The organism is Methylomonas albis (assembly GCF_014850955.1).
In the GTDB taxonomy this organism is placed as follows: Bacteria; Pseudomonadota; Gammaproteobacteria; order Methylococcales; family Methylomonadaceae; genus Methylomonas; species Methylomonas albis.
In genome coordinates, this window is the sequence record NZ_JACXSS010000001.1 from 758,760 (window position 1) to 784,087 (window position 25,328).

Below are 25,328 nucleotides of genomic sequence, written 5' to 3' on the forward strand. Positions count from 1 at the left end.
TTTTTATTTTGTAGCGCGGTTGAGCGGCAACCGTGCTTTATCTATTTAACCTTTGCGTTTGGCCTTGGCTTTACCTTTTGGGAATTCTTGAGCGATCAGCGAACGGGCCAGTTTGCGCAAACCGTTGGACGATACTTCCAGGCCCAGCGGCGAGCCTATCGATTCCAGTTCGTACATCAAGTCGGTCGCGGCAATTAGTGTCACATAGCGCAGGCTGTTATTGCCGGGTAGCTGAGTAGATGTGTTGCGCAGCAGCGGGGCGAGCACGTCCCAGGAACTGTTGAAGAACTTGCGTACCGGATCGTTTTCCGCAACATATTCCGCAGTCAGGCCTTGTTCAAAGGCCACGCCGGCTTTTTGCAATACATCGCGTAAGGCGGCTCTGCTCGCGTCGGCGTCGGTATTGATAGGGGCTTTCTCAATATTTTTTTCCAAGGATGCTTGCCAACCTTGCCAGAGACTGCGCCATTGTTTCAGTTCCGTTTCGTTCAATGCGGGGGCCGCTTTTAAGTCGCCGGCACTCTGGTTGGTAGCGGTGTAGCCCACATTGATTAAAATACCTTTCTCGTCGGCTTTGACTTGATTAAAGCGCAGACTGTTGATGGTGTCGTGCAATTCCTCGCTATCTTCGGCGGCGATAAACGGCAGCAGGGTTTTAGCAATGTCCGGGCGGGATTGGTTTAAATCGATTTTCAGAGCCGCCAGTTTCGGCTCCGCGGCTTTTTTGATCAGCGATTGCAATTGGGCGATATTCAAGGGCTGGCCGTTGCGATCGAACGCATTCAGTTGGGTGACCGGGAAGCTCAGCACATTGCCGGAAGCATCCAATGTCGGTTGTTGCAAGGTTTGCAAGATACCGGACCATTCGATCAGTGTCATGCACTTGCCTCCCAGCGCGGTGCCGACGCGGGCTTGTACATTGTTCTGGATTTTGACTTGGCCCTGCTCGCCGCTGATTTGCGGGTGGTCCAGATCCAGAAAACTACATTGCTTGCCGTCTTTCCAGGCCCTTACCGATTGATCCGGGCCGTCGTACAGTTGGCTAACCAGCACACTTTTGATTAAGCCGTATTCCATCGGCACCGGAATATTGATTTCGCGGGCAATACCGGTCTGTGCGGTCAGCAGCAAGCCGGTGGATAGTAACAGGGCACGCATTTTTGACATGATTTACTCCTTAACGTTGTCGGGCGCAGGTTGATTAAGCGCGGCCGTGCCGCGATATGCGGATGAAATTGGGTAGCGGCGATCACGACCAAACGCTCTGGGCGTGATGCGGATGCCGGGCGGCGATTGGCGACGTTTGTATTCGTTTCTATCGACCAGGGAAATAGCCCGGTGTACGTCGGCTGCGGCGAAGCCTTGCGCCACGATCTCGGCGGCGGATTTATCCTGTTCCACATACAAAGCAAGGATCGGATCCAGTACAGCATAGGGCGGCAGGGAATCTTCGTCTTTTTGGTCTGGCGCCAATTCCGCCGAGGGCGCTCGCGTGATAACGCGTTGTGGAATAACCGGTGACAAGGTGTTGCGGTATTCGGCCAACTGGTAGACCAGTAATTTGGATACGTCTTTTAGCGGCGCAAAACCGCCGGCCATATCGCCGTAAAGCGTGGCATAACCCACGCTCATTTCGCTTTTATTACCCGTGGTCAGCAGCAGTTTGCCTTGTTTATTGGAAAGCGCCATCAACAACACGCCACGGCAGCGGGCCTGGATATTTTCTTCCGTAGTGTCTTTTTTGCTGCCGGCAAACAGCGGAGCCAGCATTGCGTTGAAGGCAGTCACCGCCGGTTCTATGGGCAGTACGTGATATTTGATGCCCAAGGCTTCGGCTTCCTGGATCGCGTCCTGATTGCTCATGTCTTGGGTATAGCGCGAGGGCATCAGCACGGCTTCCACTTGATCGGCTCCTAGCGCATCAACCGCCAAGGCCAGCACAAGTGCAGAGTCGATGCCGCCGGACAAACCGAGAATGGCGCCTTGAAAGCCGTTTTTGCGTACGTAGTCTTGAATGCCCAGCACCAGGGCTTTGTATTCGCTAACCACCGGTTGATACAAATCGGCGATAGTGGATGTCTGCGGTTGTTGATCGACGAATTCGACGATGCTGAGTTGCTCCGCGAATTCGGCTGCTCGGAACACGACGTTGCCGTTACGATCAGCGACAAACGAGGCGCCGTCGAAAATCAACTCGTCTTGGCCGCCGATTTGGTTCACGTAGACCAGCGGAATTCCGGCTTCTTTGACTTGCGTGCAGATAATGTCCTCGCGCTGTTGCATCTTGCCGGCGTGAAACGGCGAGGCGTTCAATGTCAGGATAATGTCAGCGCCGGCAGCGCGGCTTTGGGCAATGATGCCGGGTTGCCAGATGTCTTCGCAAATCGTCAACGCTAACAGGCTGTCTTTAACCATAAACAGACAGGTTTGTGCGCCGGCGGTAAAGTAACGTTGTTCGTCGAACACACCATAATTGGGTAGGGCCTGTTTATGGTACTGGGCTATGGTTTCGCCATCACGCAATGCCACGGCGGTATTGTAAAGCCGGCCATCCTGCTGCCGAGGATAGCCGATCACTACCGTTATGCCGGCAATCTTCTCGGCAATTTCGGCGACGGCCCGTTGCGCCTGCAGAATAAAATCAGACCGAAACAGCAAGTCTTCGGGTGGATAGCCGGTAACGCATAGCTCCGGAAATACCACCAGGTCGGCCTGCTGTTCTTTGGCTTGTGCAGCGGTAGCCAGGATTTTACGGGTGTTGGTTTGAATATCGGCAACTGTTAAGTTCAGTTGGGCTAAAGCTATTTTTATCGACATTATTTTTTTGAAAAACAATCTCGCATTGCCACGCCAATATCCGAAGGCGAACTGACCATGCTCACGCCGGCCGCTTGCATCGCCGAAATCTTACCGGCCGCAGTGCCCGCGCCGCCGGTGACAATTGCGCCGGCGTGGCCCATGCGTTTGCCGGGCGGTGCGGTTTGGCCGGCGATATAGCCAACCACGGGTTTGCTGACATGGGCTTTGATGAATTCCGCCGCCTGCTCCTCGTCACTGCCGCCAATTTCGCCGACCATCACGATCCCTTCGGTTTGTGGGTCGTTCTGGAAACGGCTCAGCACGTCGATAAAGTTCATGCCGTGGATCGGGTCGCCGCCGATGCCGACACAAGTGCTTTGCCCCAGTCCTTCACGGGTGGTTTGATGCACCGCTTCGTAGGTCAAAGTGCCGGAGCGGGAAACGATGCCGATTTTACCGGGCAGGTGGATATGGCCGGGCATGATGCCGATCTTGCATTGGCCTGGCGTAATCACGCCGGGGCAGTTGGGGCCGACTAACAGTGAACTGGTGCCTTGCATCGCTGCTTTGACCTTGAGCATTTGTAGCACCGGAATGCCTTCGGTGATGCAGATAATCAGTTCGATGCAGGCATCGACGGCTTCCAGGATCGCGTCGGCGGCGAAAAACGGCGGTACATAGATCATGCTTGCCTTGGCGCCGGTAGCTTTCACCGCTTGTTCGACGGTGTCGAATACCGGCAAATCCAGATGTTGAGAACCGCCGCGTCCTGGTGTGACGCCTCCAACCAGTTGTGTGCCGTAGGCCAGCGCTTGTTCGGAGTGAAAAGTACCTTGTTTGCCGGTGAAACCTTGGCAAATGACTTTAGTTTGTTTGTCGATCAAAATGCTCATGCGACGCCCTCCGCCAATTTAACTGCCTGTTCGGCTGCGCTGTTCAAATCTTCCGCTGCGTAAAGGCCCAAGCCGGAGTCTTTCAGCATGGATAGTCCTTGTTCAACATTGGTGCCTTCCAGACGCACCACCACCGGGATTGACAAGTGCATCTCCTCGACTGCGGCCAGGATGCCGGCAGCAATCACGTCGCATTTGACGATGCCGCCGAAAATATTCACCAGCACCGCTTTGGTGGTGCCGTCGGATAAAATCAATTTAAATGCGGCTTTCACTTTGTCTTTATTGGTGCCGCCACCCACATCCAGGAAGTTGGCCGGCGCGCCGCCTTTGAGCTTGACCATGTCCATCGTTGCCATGGCCAAGCCGGCGCCGTTGACCATGCAGCCGATATTGCCGTCCAGCGTGATGTAATTAAGATCGAATTGCTTGGCTTCGGCTTCTTTGGCATCTTCTTGCGAAGCATCGCGCATCGCGGCGATGTCTGGGTGCAAGGGGATGGCGTTGTCGTCGAAATTGATCTTGCCGTCCAGCGCGACCAGTTTGCCGTTATCGGTTTGGATCAACGGGTTGATTTCGATTTGGCTGGCGTCCTTAGCCAAAAACAGTTGATACAGACCGGTCATGATGGTTTGTAGCTGGCTTTGCTGGTCCTTGCCCAGTCCTAGCGCTGCCGCAACTTGCCTGCACTGATAGGGTTGTAGTCCCGCTGCGGGGTGTACCGGCACGCGGACTATTTTCTCCGGCGTTTCGGCGGCTACTGCTTCGATGTCCATACCGCCAGCGGCGGAAGCGATAAAAATTAGTCGTTCGCTTTCTCTGTCCAGTAACAGACTCAAATAAAATTCTTGGTTGATTGCCGATGCTTCTTCTACCCAGACGCTATTGACCGGCAGGCCGGCTGCATCGGTTTGATGCGTTACCAAACGTGTGCCCAGCATTGCCGCGCTGTAGTCTTTTACTTCATCCAGAGTCCGGGCAAGCTTGACGCCGCCGGCTTTGCCTCTGGCGCCGGCATGAATTTGCGCTTTGACCACCCAGGCCGGACTGCTTAAGGTTTGTGCGGCTTGTTGCGCTTGTTCGGGCGTTGTCGCCACGGCGCCTTGCGGTGCGGGGATCGCAAACTCTCTGAACAGTTGTTTCGCCTGGTATTCGTGAATATTCATTTGTGCTCCATGGATGGCTTAAATCGCGGCGTCTCAAGTTGGTGCTATGATTGAACTAAAAAACATTCTAACTAACTCTGCATAAAAAACACGGGCAATGCTTTCTTCACAGGTCGATACTCTTTATCCCTGCCCTTTCTCTAAAGGGTACGGCATTCCCGTTCGACAAGCATGGTTAATGTTGAAGATTTTTGCCCTATATCGGTTTATTGCCGCCAGCTTGTTCGTCATGCTGTTTTATTTACGGTTTGGGCCGTCGTTATTGGGTTCCTATGACCCGTCATTGTATCAGTTCACCAGTGTTGCCTATCTGGGGATTTCGTTGTTTGCCGCGCCGTTCGCAGTTCGGTCGCATTGGGCTTATGCCAGTCTGGCACAGTTATTTATTTTTACCGATATTGTCATCATTACCCTGTTAATGCATGCCAGCGGCGGCATCGGTAGCGGCATCGGTATCTTGCTGGCTATTTCAATCGCGGCTGGTGGCTTATTGATTGGCGGACGTTGCGCCATGTTGTTTGCGGCCTTGGCCAGTCTGGCTATTCTTGCAGAAGAGGTGTATGCGATAGAAATACATGCCTTCGAAAATACTACCTTGACCTATGCCGGCATGCTTGGTGTGTCGTTTTTTTCTATCGCGTTTTTGTCGGTGATCTTGGCGCAGCGCGCTGAACAATCGGCGGTTTTAGCCAGACGGCACGAACAGACCATTGCCAGACTGGAAAGTCTTAACCGCTATATCATCCAGCATTTGCAATCGGGCATCATGATCGTCGATGAACGACAGGTCACTCAGCTTTCCAATCAATCCGCGCTGCGTTTGCTGGGGCTGGTGCTGCATCCGGAAGAACTGACCGAGGTAGCGCCGGAACTCAGGCAAGCTTTCGAGTTGTGGCGGAATAATCGGGATCAGGATTTTGCGATTATCCAGTTAGCCAATCGCAGTGAAGTGCAAGTGCGATTTTCCGAGTTGCGTATGGATGACGAAGCCTTGTATATGCTGATTTTCGAGGACATCGCTTTGTATAACCAACGCTTACAGCAGAGCAAGCTGGCGTCTTTAGGCCGACTGACCGCCAGTATTGCGCATGAAATTCGCAATCCGCTCAGCGCAATAAGTCATGCGGGACAATTACTATCGGAAGCCCCGGATTTAGACGCGCAAGAGCTGCGTTTGACCGAAATTATCCAACACCACTGCCAGCGGGTAAACAGCATCATTGAGGACATCCTTAAACTGTCTCGGCGCAACCCGTCGCAGAAACAAAAAATCGCTTTGGATCAGTGGTTACCGACCTACCTTAACGACCAGAAATTGAATCTGGGTGAGCGGGCGGAGTGTTTTAAATTGATTTTTAAAGTTCAAGGGGTTAATGCCTGTATCGATAGCGGCCATTTAAAGCAAATTCTCGATAATCTTTGCGCCAACGCGTTGCAATACGGTAGGCCGGAGTTAGGGCCTATTGTGCTTGAGGTAAGCCAGATACAGGATGCGCCGTGTATTAAATTTATCGATAATGCTGCTGGAATTGCTGCGGAGCACCGACAGCATTTGTTCGAACCGTTCTTTACCACTTCTCACCAAGGCACTGGTTTAGGCTTGTATATCTCCAAGGAGTTGGCGGAATTGAATCAAGCGGAGTTGAGCTATGCTGCTTATCCCGAAAAGCGTTGTTTTACCTTGTTACTGGCTAATGCCGATCACGCTGTCATTGAAATATGAATATGCCTGTCACACTGGTTGTCGACGATGAACCCGACATCAGAGAATTACTTGAAATAACCCTGAACCGGATGCACATTCAAACCCGCTGTGCGGCAAATTTGGCAGAAGCCAAACAGTTACTAGCCGCTGAGGTGTTTGATTTGTGTCTTACCGATATGAAGTTGCCGGACGGCGACGGGCTGGAATTAGTCGATTATATTCAAACAGTCGGATTGCAGTTGCCGGTGGCGGTGATTACCGCGCATGGCAGCATGGATATAGCGATCAACGCCATGAAAAAGGGCGCTTTTGACTTTCTGTCCAAGCCGGTCGATCTGGGGGTACTGCGGCAGTTGGTCAGTCACGCACTACAAGCCTCGCTGACCCGTGTGACCGACAAAGAGCGGCGTACCCGTGACATTTTGCTCGGCGAGTCGGCGCTGATGTGCGATATTCGCTCGAAGATCGATAAGGTGGCTCGCAATCAGGCGCCGGTTTATATCAGCGGTGAGTCCGGTTCGGGAAAGGAGTTGGTGGCCAAATTGATACATCAGCAAAGCCCGCGCGGCGAGAATCCGTTTATTGCGATTAACTGCGGCGCGATTCCGCCTGAATTGATGGAAAGCGAATTTTTCGGCCATAAAAAAGGCAGTTTCACCGGCGCGGTAAGCGATAAGCAAGGTCTGTTTCAGGCGGCCGATGGCGGAACCTTATTTTTGGACGAAGTGGCCGATTTGCCTTTGCCCTTGCAAGTCAAGTTATTACGGGCGATTCAGGAGAAGAAAGTCCGTCCGGTTGGCGAGCAGCGCGAAGTCGCCGTTGATGTGCGCTTATTGAGCGCAACTCACAAGGATTTGGCCAAAATGGTCCAGGAAGGCAGTTTTAGGCAGGATTTGTATTACCGGATCAATGTTATCGAACTAAGCTTGCCGCCTTTACGCGCGAGGCCTGTCGATATTCCGCAGCTTACCGGACACTTGTTGCAGGGTTTGGCCAAAGCCAATGGTATGGCTTTGCCCAAGTTGACCGAGCCGGCGATGAAGGCGTTAAAAAGCTACTATTTCCCCGGCAACGTCCGGGAACTGGAGAATATCTTGGAACGGGCGCTGGCGCTGCATGAAGACGGTGTAATCGAGGCTGACGATCTGAATTTGCCCTTGGGGATGGAGTTGGCCGCAGTCGAAGATTTTGACGCTGAGAAGATGTCGCTGGAAACTTATCTCGAAGGCATAGAGAAAAAAGCTTTGAGCGCCGCGCTGGAGGAAAATCGTTGGAACAAGACCGCTACCGCTAAATACTTGGGTTTAAGCTTTCGTTCGCTGCGGTATCGCTTGAAAAAACTGGGACTTGAATAGAGCGAGCGCACTGGGTTGGAAGCGAGTAGTAGCCAGCTACTCGCCTAATAAGCTGTTATTGATATTTGCTCATGCCTTTCAATTGTTGTAGCGCGGTTTGGATTTTGGCGTTTGCGGCGTCGTCCAGTTCGTTGTTTTTATACACTTTTTCCAGCAGGCCTTCTTCTACCAGTGCATCTTTAATCCAACGTTTGGCAAAGGCATAACTGGCTGGGATTTTGGCGACTTCACCTGTGTTTGGGTTTTTCAGACTTTCGACGGCGGTGGATGGGGTAGCGGCAACGGCTTTTTTGGTCGGGGCGGATTTACTAGCTTTGGAGACGGCGGGTTTGGGTGTGGCGGTTTTGGCTGGAGCGGGTTTTGCGCTGGTTTTCACGGCGGCGAGGGGAGGCGGTGCCTGTTCCATTTGGACTGCCGGTTTAGTCAATTCCGGCTTGGCAGGCTCGGGTTTACTTGTTTCCGGTTTTTCCTTTTTACCGCCCATTACAACAAATACTACATAAGCAACAAAAATTGTCGTCGCTATAAAAAGCAATTCAGCCATAACCCTTCCCCTTTGTTTGTTTTATTTATTAAGATTCAGAACAATGTGATGACGCGTGTTAAACACCGCGAGCGAATATACCAGAGCTAGTCAAGTCGGTAAACTAATACCCCTTTTGCAGCATGGTTCGCGGAATGTTTTCCAATGGTTTTAGGTGATTAAGCTGGCTGGCTGCTGGCTAGCAACAGCCCCAGCGAAATTTTATGGCCCTCCAGTAGGTTCTGCTCGGGTTTGCCGAATGCATAGCCTTGGCCGAAATTAACGCCAATTTCTTTCAGCTTCATCGCCGTACCTGCCGACTCAACGAATTCGGCTATGGTTTTCTTGCCGAGTTTTGAGGCAATCTCCACCATGGATTTGACGAGTATCTGGTCGGTTTCGTTGTCGAGCAAATTTCGTATGAATTGACCGTCGATTTTCACGTAATCGACCGGAAAGGTTTTGAGATAGTTGAAAGAACAAAACCCCGCGCCGAAATCGTCCAGTGCAAATTTGCAGCCTAACGCTCTGATTTTGTTAATCATGTGCCGGGTTTTTTCAAAATTGTCGACAGCTGCCGTTTCAGTGATTTCGAAGGTTAAACGGTCGGCGCCGATCCGGGTGATTTGCAGTTTATCTTTGATGGTCGATAGTAAATCCGGATATTGAAACGCGGTACTAGAGAGGTTGACGGCCAGGGAGATATATGACATGTAGCTTGGTAGGGCTGCCAGAAAGTCGATGGCATTTTCAACGACCCAAAGATCTATGGAGTGAATCAAACCGGTTCTTTCGGCTACCGGAATAAACTGATCCGGGGTGATGATTTCATTGCCTTCGCCGCGCATGCGCAACAACACTTCATAGTGGGAGACATTACCGTCGGACAACTGCACGACAGGTTGAAAAACCAGAAACAACTGGTTGTCTCGCAAGGCCTTGCGAATGATGGGAACCCAATAGATGTCTCGGCGTCTTTCCTTGACGGTCAGATCCTCGCTGTTATAGATATAGACTTTGTCTCTACCGGTGCTTTTCGCAAAGTTGCAGGCTTGGCGCGCATGCAAAATCATTTCGCCCGGATGGAAAGCGGAAATGGTACTGTCCAGCGTGGAAATACCGATGGAAACCGAGGCGCTATAAGACACTTCTCCGGTAAAAAAGCGGAAATTGTCCACGGTGGTTTTGATGATTTCCGCCAGAATCTGCGCTTGCTTTTGGGTTCTGTTTTCCAGAAACAAGCAAAACTCGTCGGCACCGATACGGGCGAACAAACTGCCAGCCGGCAATAGTTTTCTGACCAAAATAGCCATTTCGACCAGCAAGCGATCACCCACTTCGAAGCCTTCCAGTTCGTTAATCAGGCTGAAGCGGTCTACGTCAATGAATAATAAAGACCCGTCTTTTTGTGCTTTATTACTGTGATTTAACACCAGTCTTAGCTGGCGCTCGAAGCTGCTGCGATTGAACAAGCCGGTTAATTCGTCGTGAGCGACTAGAAACTTCAGTTTGGCGTCAATCACGTTTTTCGCGGCCAGTTCGTTGATCAACTGCTCTTCCTGGCGATGACGCAACTGGCGTTCTTGTTTCAGGCGTAGCAAAAATTTTACGGCGAGTATCAGCTCCTGCGTGTTGACCGGAGTATTGATTTTATATGTCAGGCAATCGTCTTGGTGTGGCAGGCAACGGTCGAGATCGCAGGTAACGCTGTCGTCCTTCAGAATCACGACCGGGATTACCGATATCGAATTGGCGCTGGATAGACTTTGGCACATCTCCCGCACTTGGCAAAGCGGTAGCGCTGCATTCAACACGATGAGGCCGATCATATCGGGCTGGTCGGCGTAAGGCTTCAGAATTTCGTAAATTTGATTGCCATTTTCGGCTATGCGAATTTCGGTAAATCCCGTGGCTTTTAATGTGGAAACAATTTTTTGAGCAGAGATTTCGTTATGTTCCGCAACGACAATCAATTTCTCTTTAAGCGCATCGCTGGCAATCATCTATTACCATCCAGGTACTGGCTAAACATGGGGATTGTAAACAGGTTGTATGGAAGAGGCCGGCATTCAATAAGCTTGTATTTTCATATAATTGGTCTAGGGTTAAGCGCAGCCTTTAATGTTATTTCCATGCTTTTGGTTTTTAGTATAGGTGTTAATTTAATTTTTTAGAATTATTGATGATTGCTCACTCACCATCTACATTGACTGTTGCCGATTTGCTGAGAGGCGATTTACAACTCGCCTCGCCGCCAAATGCATATTTCTTGTTGAAAAAAATAGTCGACGATCCGAATAAGACTGCCAAGGATGCGGCTTTTGTGATCGAAGCCGATGCGGCATTGGGGATAAAGCTGCTGAAGATAGTCAACAGTGCTTTTTATGGCTTTCCGTCCCAAATAGCGTCGATACCCAAAGCGATAACCTTAATCGGTACCCGCGAGTTACAGAATTTGGTGTTGGGCGCTTTGATTGTCGAACGCTTTTCCGATTTGCCGGGACAGCATTTCTCCGTACATGATTTCTGGGCCAGGAATCTGCGCTGCGCGTTGATTGCACGCGAGTTGGATATTCATTTCGGCAAGCATTATGCCGACACGGCGTTTCTGTGCGGCTTGGTCCATAATATCGGTCAGTTAGTGTTCTATCGGCGGATTCCGGTATTGGCCCGGGAAGTCGACTTGTTAGTGCAGTCTCAAACCCAACTTGCGGTGGACGATGAGGTCACCATAGAGCAGAACGTGATCGGATTCGATCACTTTCAGGCCGGTGCCGAGTTGTGCAAGCAATGGAATTTACCGGAGGTTATTGTGGAGAGCATTCGCTTGCATTGCTTTCCAGATCTAATCGGAACATATGCTGATTTGGCGGCTATGGTTAGACTGGCGAACTGCTTGAGTCGAATCGAAAATCCCTATGACGCCCAAGCTGTAAATGCCCTGAATCTGACACCCGAGCAACTCAGTTTCATCCTCGATAAAATCAGCGACGAGTTCGAAGTCATTTTTAAATTGTTTTATCCCACCGTCTAAACGGGCTTAGTCTTCTGCTACCCAATCTTACAATTCTCTGAATATCTGTTGCTGAAAGGTGACAGAAGCCAATCTGAATAACTCAATATTCAGCTAGCAATAGGCTGAAAAATCGCCTTGAGTGCTGTTCTTGTCGCAAAAAAACAACGGGCAGGCCAATTAAATTCATTTTGTCACAAAGCTGTCACATTGCCTCCATACAATGCGCTCAAGCTCGCTGATTGTCATAATCGTTGAGTTAATGCATTGATTTATATAAATATTTGGAGAAATTTGATGAGACTTTCTAAACTGAGCCTGGCAGTCGCGGCCATTATTGGCTCGGGTATCTATGCTGAAGCAATGGCGCTGGATTTGTATGTTGATGCAAAAACCAAGCAGATTTTTGCTGAACCCGGTCCCGGCCGCACCAAATTAGGTTCATTTGAAAAGGTTGAAGACACTGCGGCGCAAAAAGCAGACGCCCAGGTTCAAAAAGCCGAAATTCAACAAATCAAGGAAGAATTGGCGCTGAAAACTAACGAATTGAAATCTTTGGACGAGCATGTAAAAGACGAGCGGTTTGGCGAACTTAAAATTGACGACAAAGGTATCAAATTCGAAAGTAAGGATGGAAATTTCGAAATGTCAATAAACGGCCGAATGCAGGTCGATTCGATGACGAATGTATCGGGTAGCGACAGTGTAGCTAATGCAACTGGCGCAAATACAACCAATCAACTGGCTGACGGTGCAGGTATTCGTCGAGCCCGTATTGGGATTGAAGGTAGCTATTACAAAGACTTCGGATACAAATTTGAGTACGACTTTGCGCGCGGTAACGGTACAGTAGCCAGCGGAATTACCGATGCTTTCATGACCTGGAACGGCTATGCACCTTTTGCTGTAAAAATCGGCCAGTTTAAAGAGCCATTCAGCTTGGAAGAGGCGACCAGTAACCGTTATTTGACGTTCATTGAGCGTAACAATGTGGTCAACGCCTTCTCTGATAATGACAATGCCTACAAAGTTGGCTTGGGCTTGGGTTATTCGCAACCACGTTGGACGGCCAACATTGCCTTGCAAACCGAATCAGTCGGTTCAGGTGGTGCATCCAGCAGTACCAGTTCGCTGAATACTATGGGTAACACCAACCGTAACAACGGTTCAGGCGATACGGGTTGGGGGGTAACCGGCCGTGTCACCGGTTTGCCTTGGTTCGAAGATAAAACTAAGTTCTTGCATGTTGGTTTGTCGGGTTCCGAGCGTCAGATCGACAACAATTTTAAATCCGACGGTACGTTCAGTAATGGCGGTATCAGCTTTGGTAACCAACTCAATACGAATGTAGATAGAACCTATATTCTGAATACCGGCCAGTTGACTGCCAATGGCCGCATTGCTCAACGGATTGCCCGTTTCGGTGGCGAAACAGCATTGGTTTACGGCCCATTTTCAGCGCAAGCTGAGTACATCCAAGCCAATGTTTCCGGCAAAGGCTATAACGACGAAATGCTGAATGGCTGGTATGGCTATGGTAGTTACTTTCTGACCGGCGAATCCAGAGCTTATAAAACGTCTACCGGCGCATGGGACAGAATTAAGCCAAAGCAAAACTTTAACACCCACGGCGGATGGGGGGCATGGGAAATCGCGGCCGGTTACGATTATTTAAATCTGGTTGACGGCAACATCAATGGTGGTCGCGCGACAACCGGCAAAGTAGGTGTGAACTGGTATCCCAATTCGCATATTCGCTTAATGGCTAACTTTATTCACGCTTTGAATATAGATACAAAAGGTATGGCGGCACGCTCTGCGGCATACAACAGCTCTAACTTTGATGTGGTTGAAATGCGCGCTCAAGTTGACTGGTAAGGAAGTAGTCAAGAGGCAAGGATAGCCTCAACCCAATTAAAAACCGTCTCGATCCCCCAAGGGCGAGGCGGTTTTTTTTATGCTCGTAGTTTATTGTTAGTCATATTCGTTTCAGGCTTCGTGTATACAATTGCCCTGCCAAAATTACCGGCAAGCCAGTCTGCTAAACTAAGGCCTATCTTAAATCTAGTTAATTCGCATGAATCCCCAACAAAAATCTTTAACCCTATACGGTTGGCTATCCATTGCCGCTGCCGTCAGTACTATAGCCTTGAAAAGCTATGCTTATTGGTTGACCGGTTCGGTGGGTCTATTATCGGATGCATTGGAGTCTGTCATTAATTTGGTGGCCGCGATTATCATGCTGGTGGTACTGAGTATTTCAGCGCGGCCGCCGGATGACACGCACGCTTACGGACACGAAAAAGTCGAATACTTTTCCAGTGGTGCGGAAGGCATCATGATTTTGCTGGCCGCCTTTAGTATCGCTTATGCTGCCTGGGAGCGGCTATGGCATCCGTTGGCATTACATCAGCTGGATTTGGGGATTGCCGTCTCGGTCTTTGCGTCGCTCATTAATTTAGTTGTCGCCAGAATCTTGATTGGCGTTGGTCAACGCAGGCAATCGATTACGCTGGAAGCCGATGGTAAACATCTGATGACCGATGTTTGGACTACGGTCGGCATTTTAATCGGCATCGCTATAATTTCCGTGGCCAACCGTTTCGAGCCAAGTTTGGCGCTTGCCAAACAATTGGGACTGAATGGATGGGAAATACTCGACCCAATTATTGCGATAGCTGTCGCTCTGAATATCGTCTGGGCGGGTTTGCAATTGATACGCCGCACCGTGGCGGGTTTATTGGATGCGGCGCTATCGCCTGATGAGCTCGCCGAAATCGTTGCGGTGTTGGAAGGCTATGTTACCGCCGAAGGGATTGCGTATCATGCGTTGCGAACACGGTATGCCGGAGCTCGGCGTTTCATGTCGGTACATGTGCTGGTGCCGGGGGGGTGGACGGTGCAGCAGGGCCATGATTTGTTGGAAACCATCGAGGGGCAGATAAAGGATAAGTTCGACAATATCGATATCGATACCCATCTTGAACCTATCGAAGATGTGGCGTCTTGGGAGCATTGAGCCCGTCATCGCGGCCATGGGCCGCTCCTAGTTGGGGCAATTAAGCTTCAATCAGATTTAAAACCACTTCTTCCGCGCTTTGCCCGGCGATTTTAAAGCCCCGCAGTTCCAATACGCCCTTGGTATTCAAGGAAATGATCAAATGTAGTGCGTCCGGATAGTTGGCTTCTTTGATGTCGGTTGGCGAGGGTAGGGCCGGGCTGTGCGGATGGGAGTGATAGATCGCAAATAGCGTTTCGCCCCTATCGCGTATTTGGCGCATGGCCTCGATTTGCTGGCTGGCGTCCAATAGGAAACGGTTCTCTGGGGTGGGCGCGCGATTTTCTACCGGGTAACAGCTCACGGGCATGCCGTTGCTATCCATACCTATAAGGCCGCAAACCTCGGCGTTCGGAGATAATTGCGCTAAATGCAGCAATTGATTAGTGAGCTTGCGCGGTAGATAAATTTCGCTGTTGTTCATACTGGTTTCCATATTCCTGATGTTACCCGAGGATTGCCGGATAAATCCGCAAAGGTGTTGACCTGCTGGTAGCCAAATTCGTTAAAAATGGCTTGTACCCCGGTTTGTTGATTGTAGCCGTGTTCGACCAACAATTGGCCGTGATCTTTTAAGTGCTGACGGGCTTGTTGGGCAAGCTGGCGAATGTCTTGCAGGCCGTTTTCGGCGCTAATCAAGGCGCTGCTGGGTTCGAAGCGTAAATCGCCTTCGTGCAAATGCGGGTCATAATCGGCGATGTAGGGCGGATTACTCAGTACCAGATCGAAGCCTGTTTCCTGGATGTTGTCGAACCAATTCGAGTGCAGAAAACGAATATTGTCGGTGTTGATTTGCTGCGCGTTATATCGGGCGACTTCTAAAGCCGCCGAACTTAGATCACAGGCAATCACTTGGGCTAAGGGTCTTTCGGCGGCTAGCGTGATGGCAATAATGCCGGAGCCGGTGCCGAGATCGATGATTTTACAGGGCCGATCTGTCGGTAATAGCGACAGGCTGAGCTCTATCAGCAATTCGGTGTCGGGTCTTGGAATCAGCACATCCGGGCTGACTTTGAAATTGCGCGACCAGAATTCGCGCTGGCCGGTTAAGTAGGCAACAGGAACGCCTTGCGAACGTCGTTCGACCAATAATTGAAATTGCGCGATTTGTTGCGGGCTTAGCCGATGTTCCGGCCAAGCTCTGAGAAACGAACGGCTTTTGTCCAGGCAATGGCAGAGTAATACTTCCGCATCGAGCATTGCCGTTTCGGATGTTGTACTGAGCGTTGCGGCGGCGTTGCTCAACAGGCTCTGAATCGATTCGGCAGCGTAATCAGGCATTGCCCAACTGGGTTAGCAATTCCGCTTGATGTTCGTGAATCAGCGGCTGAATCACATGTTCCAACCCGCCTTCCATGATTTCTTCCAGTTTGTAGAGCGTCAGATTGATGCGGTGATCGGTTAGTCGCCCTTGTGGATAGTTGTAGGTGCGGATGCGCTCGGATCGGTCGCCGCTACCCACCTGCAGTTTGCGGCTTTCAGACTGTTCGGCATGTTGCTTTTCCTGGGCGGCGGACATCAAGCGCGCTTGTAATACCCCCATCGCTCGGGCGCGGTTTTTATGCTGCGAGCGCTCGTCCTGACATTCCACTACAACACCAGATGGGATGTGGGTAATGCGGATCGCCGATTCGGTACGGTTAACGTGCTGGCCGCCGGCGCCGGAGGCGCGGAAGGTGTCGACGCGCAGATCGGCGGGATTGATGTCGATTTCGTCTACCGCATCGACTTCCGGCATGATCGCCACGGTGCAGGCCGAAGTATGCACGCGGCCTTGCGATTCGGTTTCCGGCACGCGTTGCACGCGGTGGGTGCCTGACTCGAATTTCAATTGCGAGTAAACATTCTGACCGCTGATACGCATAATGACCTCTTTGAAGCCGCCGTGTTCGCCGCGATTTTCGTTGATAATTTCGCTGCTCCAACCTTGTCTTTCCGCATAGCGTTGATACATGCGCGCCAAGTCGCCGGAGAAGATCGCCGCTTCGTCGCCGCCGGTGCCGGCGCGCACCTCCAAAAAGATGTTGCGGTTGTCGTTGGGATCTTTGGGCAGCAGCAAGATTTGCAGTTGTTGTACCAATTCTTCGCGCTGTGTCTCGGCGGCTTGGATTTCCTCTTTGGCCATTTCCCGCAGCTCAGGGTCGCTGTCCTTAGCCATTTCTTGAGCCGATTCCAGATTGGCTTCGTTGTCCTGATAGGTTTTGTAGCAAGCCACTAGCGGTTCGATCTGCGCGTATTCTTGGCTTAGGCTGCGGAATTGGTTTTGATTGCTTTGTACTTCGGGTTGCGACAGCAGTGCGGTGATTTCCTCGAAGCGTTCGCCGAGGTTTTCCAGTTTGGTTTGTATCGAGGATTTCATTCAGTGGTTTATCGTAATTTAAAAAGTTCGCGGGAAGCAGCGATCAGGTCGTGGCGGTCGTTGGCGCCAGCTTCGCGTAATTGCGCGCAGGGGGTGTGAATCAGCTTATTGGTCAAGGTATGTGCGAGACGTTGCAGTACTTCGTCGGCAGCTACGCCGCCATTGAGCTGGGAGAGCGCTCTTTGCAATGCTTCGTCGCGAGTTTGCTCGGCCTGAGTGCGGAAGTCGCGGATGGTTTCTTGTGCGCCTTGGGAACGCAACCAAGCCATGAAGTGTTCGACTTGGGTGTCGATAATTTCTTCGGCCTGCTCGGCGGCTCGGCGGCGCGAATCCATATTTTGATTGACGGTGTTTTGCAAGTCATCGACGGTATAGAGATAGACGTCTCGCAGTTGTGCCACCTCGGCTTCGATGTCGCGCGGTATGGCCAGATCGACCATGAACATCGGTTTGTGTTTGCGGATCTTAATCGCACTTTCCACGCGGCCCTTGCCGAGAATCGGCAGTAGGCTGGCGGTGGATGACACGACAATATCAGCTTCCGCCAAATGATTCGGCAGCTCGGCGAGATTGATTGCGTAGCCGTTGAACTGCATCGCCAGTGCGTGGGCTTTGTCGTAAGTGCGGTTGGCAATGATGATGCGGCCGACGCCGTGCTGATAAAGATGGCGGGCTGTAAGTTCTATGGTTTCGCCGGCTCCTATCAGTAGGGCGGTTTGTTCGCTGAGCTTGTCGAAAATCTGCTGTGCCAGTTGCACGGCGGCAAATGCGACTGAGACCGGGCTGGAGCCGATAGCGGTGTCGGTGCGGACCTTTTTAGCGGCGGAAAATGTGTGTTGAAACAATTTGCTGAGATTTCTGCCCAGCGTGCCGGCTTGTGAGGCGGCGTGGTAGGCGGTTTTCATTTGGCCGAGAATTTGCGGCTCACCCAGTATCATCGAATCCAGGCCGCAAGCCACTCTGAACATGTGGCGTATCGATTGACTATCCTTATGGCTGTATAAATAAGGGGTAAATTCGGCGGGTTTGATTTGTTTGGTGTCGGCAATCCAGTTTACTAGCGAGGATTGATTGTCATTGTCGGCCTGGTAATAAAACTCGGTGCGGTTGCAAGTCGACAGAATGGCGGCCTCGCTAATCTCGCGAAGATTCCACAGGTTTTTCAACGTGTTGTCGAGCATTTCCGTCGGGAACGCCAAGCGTTCGCGGATCGCGATCGGCGCTGTATTGTAATTTATCCCTACGGCAAGAAGAGTCATCGTTTGCGAACAATAGCACAAGAAAAGTGCGCTATTTTAAGGAATACGCGGTTTTTGTCCAAATACAATGAAACGACAGTCCGATTCGGGGGCTTTTTCTGGTAATCTATCATCAATAGTTTTTCAAAAATGGGTCAATAGATTGCATGAAAAAATGGATAGCCATAGCAATATTTTTATCTATGTCGGGATGTGCTGTTTCGCCCGAGAAAGAGCCTGACGTAGAGGGTTTGCAGACCAAGCCGGAGGGTTTGGAAAGCAGGGTTAATCGCAATACGGTGATCGATGAAGAGGTGCTGTATTTGCTGATGGCCGCCGAATTAGCCGGTCAACGCAATCAGTATCATTTGGCGATGGACGCTTATTTGCAAGCCGCTAAGCGGGTCGATGATCCGCGGATCGCAGAACGAGCCGTCAAAATCGGTCTGTTTCTGAAAGACGAGCAGCGTACTCGCGAGGCGTTGACGGTTTGGTTGGCCAAAGATGGTAAAAATTTGGCGGCCAGAAAGTTTGCTGTGTTACTGGCGATCAAAAATTCAGATAAAAAGGCTGCGGTAGAAAATCTCAATGCGATGTTGGCTGACGATCCTGCAGGTTTTGAGGTGGCTGTGCTGGAAATGACCAAGCTGCTGGAAAAAGAAGGTCGCACTCAGTTCACTTATGATGTGTTGGATGAATTGGCAATCGAGCATCCTGTTCAGGCGAGTGTGTTTTTCTTGCAGGCAGTTTTGGCGTCGGTTTTGCAAAATAACGAGTTGGCCCAGCAAAAAGTCAATCAAGCATTGTTGATACAGCCTGATTGGAATAAAGCGGTGATTTTACAAGCGCAATTGGCGGGGCGCTCGGGCGATTTGGCGAAGGCGCGCGCATCTTTGGAAAAGGCACTAAAAGCGGCTCCGGAAGACAGGATGCTGAGAAAAATGTTGCTGGAAGTGTTGGTCAATGACCGAGACTACGACGATGCTATAAAGCTTTGTCAGAGTGTGCTGGAAGATAAGCCCGACGATGCGGAAACTTTGTTTACGCTTGCTTTGATCCATATGCAGCAAGGCCAGGTCGATAAGGCTGAAAATGTGCTTGAGAAGTTGCTGAGCAATCCCGAATGGGAAGGGCAGGCTAGTTTTTATCTGGGTAAAATCGAACTTGAGAAACAGCATCCCGATAAGGCTTTGGTTTGGTTTGATCGGGTCGGCGACGGTAATTATGCGTTCGACGCGGATATGGCGGCGGTGTCTTTGTTGATGAATCAAAAACGATTCGACGAGATTGAGGCTCGTATCAAGCGAATGGATGACAAGTATCCGGAGCAGCATTTACGGATTTTGATGGTTAGGGCGGAACTATATAATCAACTGGGTAATTACCAGGAAGCCTTTGATGTCCTGACGCTGGCTTTGAAAGACATGCCCGATAACCGAGAGGTGCTATATGCCAGGGCTTTGGTTGCCGAGCGCTTGGATAAGTTGGATGTGTTGGAAGCCGACTTGCAAAAGATTTTAGACAAAAAGCCTGATGATGTCGGTGCGTTGAATGCGTTGGGTTATACGTTGACGGATAGAACGCAGCGTTACGATGAGGCGGCGAAATATTTGGAGCGCGCTTTGAGCTTACAGCCTGATGAGGCTGTGGTTATAGACAGTTATGGCTGGTTGCAGTTTAAGCTCGGAAAGCCCGAGCGAGCGTTGGAGTTTCTGCGTAGAGCTTACGAGAAGCAGCAGGAAAATGAGATTGCTGCACATATTGCCGAGGTGCTTTGGTCTTTAGGTGAGAAAAAAGAAGCCAAAGAACTTTTTGACAGTGTTTATAAAAAATCGCCCGATGACGAGTATTTGTTGGAATTTAAAAAGCGCTTTCTGCAGAACGGGCAATGATTTTTAAGGGGAGCGTGTTTTTATTGCCTGTCTTTTTAATAGCCGGATGTTCTTTGTTATCTGAGAAGTCTGATGGCGTGTATCGATTGCAAGATATGCGGGTCTTGCAACAGCAGCATTGGTATTTCGAGGGGCGTTTGGCATTGGCTGATGAGAGAGATTCGTTTTCCGCGTCGGTGAGTTGGAGGCATCGTTTGGGTCGCGATGATATTGAGCTGGCTGGGCCGCTGGCTCAAGGCAAGCTTATGATATCCGTAGAGGCTGACATCGTGTCGGTAGACGACGGCGATACCCGCAAAGAGTTTCGTGGGCCGGTCGAAGAGGTATTGGCGGAGCAACTAGGTGTGGCGATGCCGGTGAACGCTTTGAAATATTGGGTGCTCGGGTTGCCAGATCCGGAACAGTCGTTTGTCGATCAGGGAGATGGTTTCTTGCAGGCTGGCTGGCGGGTCGGTTTCAGAGAAATGCAGCATGTTAATGCCGTAGTGCTGCCGCGAAAAATCAACGCGGAAAAAGATAAAACAAGAATTAAATTAGTCGTGGATCAGTGGGATTTGTCGTGACGGAAGTGCAAGAAAAAGTGTCGGGCTGGGGCGAGAGATGGCCGGCGCCGGCTAAGCTAAATTTAATGTTGAGAATCACCGGGCGTCGTTCCGATGGTTATCATTTGCTACAAACAGTATTTCAAATTATTGATCTGTGTGATTGGATAAGTTTTTACCCTGCGGAGGATGGTCGGGTATTTTTGCGTGATCCCATTCCGGGTGTGCCGGAGCAGGAAGACTTGACGGTTCGTGCTGCCAATTTATTGAAGCAATATACCGGCTGTCGACTGGGTGTATGCATTGATGTTGAAAAAAACCTGCCCATGGGCGGTGGCTTGGGGGGTGGTAGTTCGGATGCTGCAACCACTCTCTTGGTCCTGAATAAGTTGTGGAACCTGAAGTTGCCATTAGACAAATTGATGGAGCTAGGCTTGCGGCTTGGCGCCGATGTCCCTGTTTTTGTTTATGGTTATACTGCTTGGGGGGAAGGCGTTGGCGAGGAGTTGCAGTCAATAACGCTTGCGGAGCAATGGGTTGTGGTGATCAAGCCTGATTGCCACGTTAACACCAGGCAAATTTTTTTAGCAGAAGAGTTGACAAGAGATAGTAAACCCATCACAATGCGCGACTTCATTGCAGGCGATTGGAAAAATGATTGTCTTCCGGTGGTTAGCAATTTATATAAGTCAGTGGGTGAGGCAGTGGATGCTTTGTCCCAATACGCAGAAGCTAGATTGACGGGAACTGGGGCGTGTGTGTTTGCTCAGTTCGATTCCGAAGAATCGGCGCGCGAGGCATTTTCTGCGCTGAGTCCGAATTGGTCGGTTTATTTGGCTCAAGGGCTGAATAGGTCGCCACTGTACGAGAAATTAGAACAGGGATCTGTTTAATCATTTTAATGGGCTGTCGCCAAGCGGTAAGGCACGAGGTTTTGATCCTCGCATACCAAGGTTCGAATCCTTGCAGCCCAGCCATAATCTCCACACAATAGTTCCTTGGGAGTGCTTGAATGCGTGAAGCCTCGGTAATGGTATTCTCAGGTAATGCCAATAAGGCGTTGTCTGAAGGTATTGTGAAGAAGCTCAACATGCGCCTCGGCATGGCCAGTGTTGGTCGCTTTAGTGATGGCGAGATTTTTGTTGAGATAGAAGAGAATGTTAGAGGTAGGGATGTATTTGTTATACAGCCTACCTGCGCGCCAACCAACGAAAACTTAATGGAATTGTTGGTAATGATTGATGCTCTCAGGCGGGCGTCAGCGGCGAGAATAACGGCCGTTATGCCTTACTACGGATATGCCAGGCAAGATCGACGCTCAAGATCGGCGAGGGTGCCTATTACTGCTAGATTGGTCGCGGATATGATAGGTAATGCTGGCGCCGACAGAGCTTTGACGGTCGATTTGCATGCGGATCAAATTATGGGGTTCTTTGGGATCCCTGTTGATAACGTATATGCGTCGCCGATTTTGCTGGGTGACATTTGGCGGCAAGAATACGAGAATTTGATTGTGGTTTCGCCGGATGTTGGCGGTGTGGTCAGGGCGCGTGCGATTGCTAAGCGTCTGGGCGATGCAGACTTGGCTATAATCGATAAGCGCCGGCCGAGGCCGAACGTTTCGGAAATTATGCACATAATTGGCGATGTTGAGGGGCGGACTTGTGTCATGGTGGATGACTTGGTCGATACGGCGGGCACTTTATGTCACGCCGCCGAGGCGTTGAAGAAAAATGGTGCTAAGAAAGTCGTTGCTTACTGTACTCATCCTGTGTTGTCTGGTGCTGCGGCGGAAAATGTTCAAAACTCCGTTCTTGATGAATTAGTGGTTACCGACACGATCCCGTTGACGGCAGAATTGTCCGGGGTTGCTAAGATCAGGCAGCTGAGTGTTGCAGAGATGTTGGCGGAAACAATACGCCGTATAGCTATGGGCGAGTCTGTAAGCTCGCTTTATGTTGATTGATAAGAATTAAAGTAGTGCTTGTGGAACAAGCTTTTGGAGAAAAAGATGGCTAACGTGTTTGAATTTGTTGCAGAAGCTCGCAGTGCCTCAGGCAGTAGTGCGGCCAAAATTGTTCGTCGCCGGGGTAAAGTTCCTGCGGTAATTTACGGCGGTGGCGGTGCTCCTGAGATGTTGTTGCTGGATCATAATGAGGTGGTTAAGCATTTGGTGCATGAGGCGGTCTATTCCCATGTGCTTGATCTTAAGATTGATGGCAGGACTGAAAAAGCTGTTCTTAAGCATATACAGCGGCATCCTGCAAAACCGCTAGTTTTGCATATGGACTTCATGCGCGTTGATGGGGCGCATAAGTTGAAGGTGCATGTGCCTTTGCATTTCATTAACGAAGCTATTTCAGTAGGTGTGAAAAAGGGTGGCGTGGTTACTCATGCCATGTCCGATGTAGAGGTGTTCTGTATGCCTTCTGCCCTGCCGGAGTTTATCGAAGTTGATTTGGCGGGTGTGGATACAGGATCGACAATACATTTGTCTGATTTAGTATTGCCCGCTGGTGTCGAAATTGCTGCTCTGCAGCATGGTGCGGAGCATGATCATCCTGTTGCGCAAATCGTTAAATCAAAATCGGCGGAAGTTGCTGAATAAGTGTATTTCAGGTTTTGAGTTAAATGATTAAGTTAATTGTTGGTCTGGGTAATCCCGGGCGGCAATACGAAAAAACCCGGCATAACGCCGGGTTTTTGTTTGTGGAGCATTTGGCAAGGATTGCTGGTGCAGCTTGGTCGGGTAGTGGTCAGTTTTCTGGTGAGGTAGCCGAGTGCAGTATTGGTGGATATAAGCTTATATTGTTAAAGCCGATGACCTTTATGAACAGAAGCGGCATGTCTGTTGGCAGGTTTTTGCGGTATTACAAGCTTAATCCTGAGGAAATGCTTGTGGTTCATGATGATCTTGAGCTTGCCGAGGGGCTCGTTAAGTCAAAAAGGGATGGTGGTCATGGAGGGCATAATGGGTTGCGCGATATTATTGCTCATATTGATTCCCGAGATTTTTACCGGCTGAGGGTCGGTATTGGTCGTCCTGTTGCAGGAGAAAAAGTGGCGGATTATGTATTGTCCGGCTTGTCGCTCGATGGGCAGGCGAGATTAGCGAGATTATTTGAGGAATTGGCAAGCAATATGGAGGCGCTAATCGTCGGCAATCTTACGCTGATCAATGATTGAAAGGCCTCTCTTAAGAGAGGCCTTAAAAAAAGCTTGACTAGGATTTTGTAAATAAGGATAATTGATCGAATAAGTAACGGAGGGGTTCCCGAGCGGCCAAAGGGATCAGACTGTAAATCTGCCGGTTCTACCTTCGGAGGTTCGAATCCTCCCCCCTCCACCACCAAATTTAATGGGATCTGCGGGTGTAGTTCAATGGTAGAACTCCAGCCTTCCAAGCTGATTGCGTGGGTTCGATTCCCATCACCCGCTCCATTCTTCGGGTAAAGTACTCGCTCATATAGCTCAGTAGGTAGAGCACTTCCTTGGTAAGGAAGAGGTCACCGGTTCGAATCCGGTTATGAGCTCCAGATAAGATTGATTGTTTTTGTTGTAGTTGGGGTGTTTTGTAATGGCTAAAGAAAAATTTGAAAGAAAGAAACCGCATGTAAACGTTGGTACGATTGGTCACGTTGATCATGGTAAGACCACATTGACAGCGGCATTAACAAAAGTAATGGCGGAGCTGCAAGGCGGCGAAGTTAAAGCTTTTGATCAAATCGACAACGCCCCAGAAGAACGTGCGCGCGGTATCACCATTTCCACCTCACACGTAGAATATGAGTCAGCCAATCGCCACTATGCCCACGTTGACTGCCCGGGTCATGCTGACTACGTCAAAAACATGATTACCGGTGCTGCCCAAATGGACGGCGCGATTCTGGTTTGCTCCGCCGCGGACGGTCCTATGCCGCAAACCCGTGAGCACATTCTGTTGTCACGCCAAGTGGGTGTGCCATACATCGTAGTGTTTCTAAATAAGGCGGACATGGTTGACGATGCCGAGTTGATCGAACTGGTCGAGATGGAAATTCGCGAACTGTTGAATCAATACGAATTCCCAGGTGATGATACCCCTATCATCGTCGGTTCTGCATTGAAAGCTTTAGAAGGCGAACAAAGCGAAATCGGTGTACAATCCGTAGTTCGCTTAGTTGAAGCATTGGATACGTACATTCCTGAGCCAGAGCGTGCTATTGATGGCAAGTTCCTGATGCCTATCGAAGACGTATTCTCCATCTCCGGTCGCGGTACCGTGGTAACTGGTCGTGTTGAGCGTGGTATCGTCAAAGTCGGTGAGGCTGTTGAGATCGTTGGTATTAAAGATACCGTTCAAACGACCTGTACCGGTGTAGAAATGTTCCGCAAGCTGCTTGACCAAGGTCAGGCGGGCGATAACGTCGGTGTATTGTTGCGTGGTACTAAAAGAGAAGATGTTGAGCGTGGTCAAGTATTGGCTCATGTCAACTCCATCAAGCCACACGCGCACTTCAAGGCTGAGATTTACGTGCTGTCAAAAGAAGAGGGTGGTCGTCATACCCCGTTCTTTAATGGCTATCGTCCGCAGTTCTACTTCAGAACCACCGACGTAACCGGAGCGGTCGATCTGCCAGAAGGCGTTGAAATGGTAATGCCTGGCGATAACATCGCCGTTACCGTGAAACTAATCTCACCGATTGCGATGGAAGACGGTTTACGTTTTGCAATTCGCGAAGGTGGTCGTACCGTCGGTGCGGGTGTTGTTGCTTCTATTATCGAGTAACATCTGTTTTGATTCAA

At 50.2% G+C, this 25,328-nt stretch carries 22 protein-coding genes and 4 tRNA genes; 16 read left to right on the forward strand and 10 right to left on the reverse strand.

Annotated elements, in window-relative coordinates; translation table 11 throughout:
• Positions 1–45: 45 nt before the first annotated feature.
• Genes EBA_RS03620 through sucC form a run of 4 tightly spaced genes read right to left on the reverse strand, consistent with a single transcriptional unit; the run spans position 46 to position 4,858 of the window.
• Complete coding sequence (locus EBA_RS03620) at positions 46–1,167, reverse strand: hypothetical protein (RefSeq protein ID WP_192373359.1); 1,122 nt, start codon at positions 1,165–1,167, stop codon at positions 46–48.
• A 3-nt stretch (positions 1,168–1,170) separates the two neighbouring features.
• Positions 1,171–2,817 carry an NAD+ synthase gene (locus tag EBA_RS03625; RefSeq protein WP_192373361.1) on the reverse strand — a complete coding sequence of 549 codons (1,647 nt, stop codon included), beginning with the start codon at positions 2,815–2,817 and terminating at the stop codon, positions 1,171–1,173.
• On the reverse strand, positions 2,817–3,692 hold the full coding sequence (sucD, locus tag EBA_RS03630) for a succinate--CoA ligase subunit alpha (protein WP_192373363.1): 876 nt from the start codon (positions 3,690–3,692) through the stop codon (positions 2,817–2,819). The genes EBA_RS03625 and sucD overlap by 1 nt, the downstream gene beginning before the upstream one ends.
• Positions 3,689–4,858, reverse strand: coding sequence for an ADP-forming succinate--CoA ligase subunit beta (gene sucC, locus EBA_RS03635; protein WP_192373365.1), 1,170 nt, complete (start codon positions 4,856–4,858; stop codon positions 3,689–3,691). Before sucC ends, sucD begins: the two co-directional genes overlap by 4 nt.
• Before the next feature lie 178 nt (positions 4,859–5,036).
• Between sucC and EBA_RS03640 the strand changes: the two genes are divergently transcribed.
• Positions 5,037–6,581: a sensor histidine kinase gene (locus tag EBA_RS03640; protein WP_225615885.1), complete on the forward strand. Its 1,545-nt coding sequence runs from the start codon at positions 5,037–5,039 to the stop codon at positions 6,579–6,581.
• Complete coding sequence (locus EBA_RS03645; RefSeq protein ID WP_192373369.1) at positions 6,578–7,918, forward strand: sigma-54-dependent transcriptional regulator; 1,341 nt, start codon at positions 6,578–6,580, stop codon at positions 7,916–7,918. The genes EBA_RS03640 and EBA_RS03645 overlap by 4 nt, the downstream gene beginning before the upstream one ends.
• A gap of 55 nt (positions 7,919–7,973) precedes the next feature.
• Here EBA_RS03645 and EBA_RS03650 read toward each other — a convergent pair whose 3' ends face one another.
• Together EBA_RS03650 and EBA_RS03655 are read right to left on the reverse strand one after the other, a co-directional pair.
• A complete protein-coding gene (locus tag EBA_RS03650; protein ID WP_192373371.1) occupies positions 7,974–8,462 on the reverse strand; it encodes a hypothetical protein in 489 nt (162 codons plus the stop codon).
• Between the two features lie 158 nt (positions 8,463–8,620).
• The gene (locus EBA_RS03655; RefSeq protein ID WP_192373373.1) at positions 8,621–10,444 is read right to left on the reverse strand and encodes a GGDEF and EAL domain-containing protein; all 1,824 of its coding nucleotides are present in this window, start codon (positions 10,442–10,444) and stop codon (positions 8,621–8,623) included.
• Between the two features lie 179 nt (positions 10,445–10,623).
• Between EBA_RS03655 and EBA_RS03660 the strand changes: the two genes are divergently transcribed.
• The 3 genes from EBA_RS03660 (at position 10,624) to EBA_RS03670 (ending at position 14,473) form a co-directional block, all read left to right on the forward strand.
• Positions 10,624–11,475, forward strand: a complete 852-nt coding sequence (locus tag EBA_RS03660) for an HDOD domain-containing protein (protein WP_192373375.1) — start codon at positions 10,624–10,626, stop codon at positions 11,473–11,475.
• A 276-nt stretch (positions 11,476–11,751) separates the two neighbouring features.
• Positions 11,752–13,332, forward strand: a complete 1,581-nt coding sequence (locus tag EBA_RS03665; protein ID WP_192373377.1) for an OprO/OprP family phosphate-selective porin — start codon at positions 11,752–11,754, stop codon at positions 13,330–13,332.
• A gap of 199 nt (positions 13,333–13,531) precedes the next feature.
• Positions 13,532–14,473: a cation diffusion facilitator family transporter gene (locus tag EBA_RS03670; protein WP_192373379.1), complete on the forward strand. Its 942-nt coding sequence runs from the start codon at positions 13,532–13,534 to the stop codon at positions 14,471–14,473.
• 40 nt (positions 14,474–14,513) lie between these two features.
• Here the strand turns inward: EBA_RS03670 and EBA_RS03675 are convergent, their stop codons facing one another.
• The 4 genes from EBA_RS03675 to hemA are packed head-to-tail and all read right to left on the reverse strand — an operon-like array spanning position 14,514 to position 18,130.
• On the reverse strand, positions 14,514–14,936 hold the full coding sequence (locus EBA_RS03675) for a Mov34/MPN/PAD-1 family protein (protein ID WP_192373381.1): 423 nt from the start codon (positions 14,934–14,936) through the stop codon (positions 14,514–14,516).
• Complete coding sequence (gene prmC, locus EBA_RS03680; protein WP_192373383.1) at positions 14,933–15,793, reverse strand: peptide chain release factor N(5)-glutamine methyltransferase; 861 nt, start codon at positions 15,791–15,793, stop codon at positions 14,933–14,935. The genes EBA_RS03675 and prmC overlap by 4 nt, the downstream gene beginning before the upstream one ends.
• Positions 15,786–16,871 (reverse strand): peptide chain release factor 1, encoded by a 1,086-nt coding sequence (prfA, locus tag EBA_RS03685; protein ID WP_192373385.1) that lies wholly within the window; start codon positions 16,869–16,871, stop codon positions 15,786–15,788. Before prfA ends, prmC begins: the two co-directional genes overlap by 8 nt.
• Before the next feature lie 8 nt (positions 16,872–16,879).
• On the reverse strand, positions 16,880–18,130 hold the full coding sequence (gene hemA / locus EBA_RS03690) for a glutamyl-tRNA reductase (protein WP_192373387.1): 1,251 nt from the start codon (positions 18,128–18,130) through the stop codon (positions 16,880–16,882).
• 146 nt (positions 18,131–18,276) lie between these two features.
• Here hemA and EBA_RS03695 point away from each other — a divergent pair, with 146 nt between their 5' ends.
• The 11 genes from EBA_RS03695 to tuf all read left to right on the forward strand — a co-directional run bounded on the left by EBA_RS03695 (position 18,277) and on the right by tuf (position 25,311).
• Entirely contained in the window at positions 18,277–20,001 is a 1,725-nt protein-coding gene (locus EBA_RS03695) for a tetratricopeptide repeat protein (protein ID WP_225615887.1), read from the forward strand.
• A gap of 53 nt (positions 20,002–20,054) precedes the next feature.
• The gene (lolB, locus tag EBA_RS03700; RefSeq protein WP_229427394.1) at positions 20,055–20,564 is read left to right on the forward strand and encodes a lipoprotein insertase outer membrane protein LolB; all 510 of its coding nucleotides are present in this window, start codon (positions 20,055–20,057) and stop codon (positions 20,562–20,564) included.
• Positions 20,561–21,436, forward strand: coding sequence for a 4-(cytidine 5'-diphospho)-2-C-methyl-D-erythritol kinase (gene ispE, locus EBA_RS03705; RefSeq protein ID WP_192373390.1), 876 nt, complete (start codon positions 20,561–20,563; stop codon positions 21,434–21,436). The genes lolB and ispE overlap by 4 nt, the downstream gene beginning before the upstream one ends.
• Positions 21,437–21,445: 9 nt before the next feature.
• Positions 21,446–21,520 (forward strand) — tRNA-Gln (locus EBA_RS03710).
• A 35-nt stretch (positions 21,521–21,555) separates the two neighbouring features.
• On the forward strand, positions 21,556–22,509 hold the full coding sequence (locus tag EBA_RS03715; protein ID WP_192373393.1) for a ribose-phosphate diphosphokinase: 954 nt from the start codon (positions 21,556–21,558) through the stop codon (positions 22,507–22,509).
• A gap of 45 nt (positions 22,510–22,554) precedes the next feature.
• The gene (locus EBA_RS03720; protein WP_192373395.1) at positions 22,555–23,151 is read left to right on the forward strand and encodes a 50S ribosomal protein L25/general stress protein Ctc; all 597 of its coding nucleotides are present in this window, start codon (positions 22,555–22,557) and stop codon (positions 23,149–23,151) included.
• Between the two features lie 23 nt (positions 23,152–23,174).
• Complete coding sequence (pth, locus tag EBA_RS03725; RefSeq protein ID WP_192373397.1) at positions 23,175–23,729, forward strand: aminoacyl-tRNA hydrolase; 555 nt, start codon at positions 23,175–23,177, stop codon at positions 23,727–23,729.
• 78 nt (positions 23,730–23,807) lie between these two features.
• Positions 23,808–23,892 (forward strand) — tRNA-Tyr (locus EBA_RS03730).
• Positions 23,893–23,910: 18 nt separating this feature from the next.
• Positions 23,911–23,984 (forward strand) — tRNA-Gly (locus EBA_RS03735).
• Between the two features lie 19 nt (positions 23,985–24,003).
• Positions 24,004–24,079: transfer RNA gene (locus EBA_RS03740), tRNA-Thr, on the forward strand.
• A 41-nt stretch (positions 24,080–24,120) separates the two neighbouring features.
• Positions 24,121–25,311 carry an elongation factor Tu gene (gene tuf / locus EBA_RS03745; RefSeq protein WP_192373399.1) on the forward strand — a complete coding sequence of 397 codons (1,191 nt, stop codon included), beginning with the start codon at positions 24,121–24,123 and terminating at the stop codon, positions 25,309–25,311.
• Positions 25,312–25,328 lie beyond the last annotated feature (17 nt).

Bases quoted from the DNA above. Each gene is read 5' to 3' on its own strand.
- EBA_RS03645 (WP_192373369.1), top strand. From the start codon at position 6,578: ATGAATATGCCTGTCACACTGGTTGTCGACGATGAACCCGACATCAGA.
- EBA_RS03695 (WP_225615887.1), top strand. From the start codon at position 18,277: ATGAAAAAATGGATAGCCATAGCAATATTTTTATCTATGTCGGGATGT.
- EBA_RS03665 (WP_192373377.1), top strand. From the start codon at position 11,752: ATGAGACTTTCTAAACTGAGCCTGGCAGTCGCGGCCATTATTGGCTCG.
- EBA_RS03660 (WP_192373375.1), top strand. From the start codon at position 10,624: ATGATTGCTCACTCACCATCTACATTGACTGTTGCCGATTTGCTGAGA.
- EBA_RS03720 (WP_192373395.1), top strand. From the start codon at position 22,555: ATGGCTAACGTGTTTGAATTTGTTGCAGAAGCTCGCAGTGCCTCAGGC.
- EBA_RS03715 (WP_192373393.1), top strand. From the start codon at position 21,556: ATGCGTGAAGCCTCGGTAATGGTATTCTCAGGTAATGCCAATAAGGCG.
- hemA (WP_192373387.1), bottom strand. From the start codon at position 18,130: ATGACTCTTCTTGCCGTAGGGATAAATTACAATACAGCGCCGATCGCG.
- EBA_RS03625 (WP_192373361.1), bottom strand. From the start codon at position 2,817: ATGTCGATAAAAATAGCTTTAGCCCAACTGAACTTAACAGTTGCCGAT.
- EBA_RS03675 (WP_192373381.1), bottom strand. From the start codon at position 14,936: ATGAACAACAGCGAAATTTATCTACCGCGCAAGCTCACTAATCAATTG.
- sucD (WP_192373363.1), bottom strand. From the start codon at position 3,692: ATGAGCATTTTGATCGACAAACAAACTAAAGTCATTTGCCAAGGTTTC.
- sucC (WP_192373365.1), bottom strand. From the start codon at position 4,858: ATGAATATTCACGAATACCAGGCGAAACAACTGTTCAGAGAGTTTGCG.
- EBA_RS03655 (WP_192373373.1), bottom strand. From the start codon at position 10,444: ATGATTGCCAGCGATGCGCTTAAAGAGAAATTGATTGTCGTTGCGGAA.
- prmC (WP_192373383.1), bottom strand. From the start codon at position 15,793: ATGCCTGATTACGCTGCCGAATCGATTCAGAGCCTGTTGAGCAACGCC.
- pth (WP_192373397.1), top strand. From the start codon at position 23,175: ATGATTAAGTTAATTGTTGGTCTGGGTAATCCCGGGCGGCAATACGAA.
- EBA_RS03670 (WP_192373379.1), top strand. From the start codon at position 13,532: ATGAATCCCCAACAAAAATCTTTAACCCTATACGGTTGGCTATCCATT.
- EBA_RS03620 (WP_192373359.1), bottom strand. From the start codon at position 1,167: ATGTCAAAAATGCGTGCCCTGTTACTATCCACCGGCTTGCTGCTGACC.
- EBA_RS03640 (WP_225615885.1), top strand. From the start codon at position 5,037: ATGTTGAAGATTTTTGCCCTATATCGGTTTATTGCCGCCAGCTTGTTC.
- tuf (WP_192373399.1), top strand. From the start codon at position 24,121: ATGGCTAAAGAAAAATTTGAAAGAAAGAAACCGCATGTAAACGTTGGT.
- EBA_RS03650 (WP_192373371.1), bottom strand. From the start codon at position 8,462: ATGGCTGAATTGCTTTTTATAGCGACGACAATTTTTGTTGCTTATGTA.
- prfA (WP_192373385.1), bottom strand. From the start codon at position 16,871: ATGAAATCCTCGATACAAACCAAACTGGAAAACCTCGGCGAACGCTTC.